The sequence below is a fragment of the Aphanothece microscopica RSMan92 genome, assembly GCF_046613545.2.
Lineage (GTDB): Bacteria > Cyanobacteriota > Cyanobacteriia > PCC-6307 > Cyanobiaceae > NIES-981.
Map to the genome: position 1 here is coordinate 1 of NZ_JBKKKY020000249.1, position 843 is coordinate 843.

Sequence of the window (843 nt, forward strand, 5' to 3'; positions counted from 1 at the left end):
CGGGCGGGCAGGCTGGCCAGCTTCAGATGCATCATGTTGGCCACGGCCATGATCGCGGTGCTGTTGCGGGCCCAGATCTCGTCGACCGCATCATGGCCCAACCCCACATCTGCGATCAGCCCCAGCGCGCCCTTGGTGCGCTGGGTGGTCTCGGGAAAGCTGATGGCGATGCCCGCCACCACGCCCATCGCCGCGTTCTGGCGCACGGCGGCGGCCTCGTCCGCGCTCAGCCGGCCCGCGCGCAGGTCCTCCTCGACCCAGCGCCAGGTGGTGGCGCCGGTGTTGTGGGTGATCCAGCGCCAGACCGGCGTGCGGGCATAGAACCCGTCGCGGAAGTAGAAGCTGCGATAGGCCGCGTCGGTGGTGGTCAGATACAGCGCGTCATCGGGATCGCCGATCGACGTCTCGGTGCGATAGCGCGTCAGACCGTAGTTCAGCCGCGAAAAGCCCAAGCCTGCGAAATGGTCGGCCGCCAGCGCCCAGACGGCGTCGACCGTCCGTTCCTGGGCGATGCGGCCCAAAAGCTCCAGCACGGCCATCCTGCGTTCCCGATCCCCCGGGCGGGCCTGTCCGCGCCGCCGAAGCCCCCGAAGGGACCCGCGCCGCGCCTTGCCCGCTCTTGTCCTTCACCCCTGCCTTTGTCATAGCGGTGCGGCCCGCCGGATGTCGAGACATTGCGTCATCCTCGTCCTGCGCGGTGCGGGCCGGGGCAGGGGGACAGGATGCAGTCTTGCGACGTGGCGGTGATCGGCGGCGGCGTCATGGGCGCCTCGGTCGCCTTCTGGCTGACCCGGATGCAGCCGGGGCTTGCGGTCACGGTCATCGAACCCGACCCCAGCTATG

Annotated in this window: 2 protein-coding genes; one reads left to right on the plus strand and one right to left on the minus strand. The window is 69.8% G+C overall.

The features are described 5' to 3' along the window. On the minus strand, positions 1–539 hold a 539-nt coding region (locus ACLD7X_RS17280; RefSeq protein WP_411424925.1), incomplete at its 3' end, for an autoinducer binding domain-containing protein. A gap of 183 nt (positions 540–722) precedes the next feature. On the opposite strand from ACLD7X_RS17280, the gene ACLD7X_RS17285 reads away from it, so the two are divergent. Continuing rightward, positions 723–843: FAD-dependent oxidoreductase (locus ACLD7X_RS17285; RefSeq protein WP_411424926.1), on the plus strand; the 121-nt coding region annotated here is incomplete at its 3' end.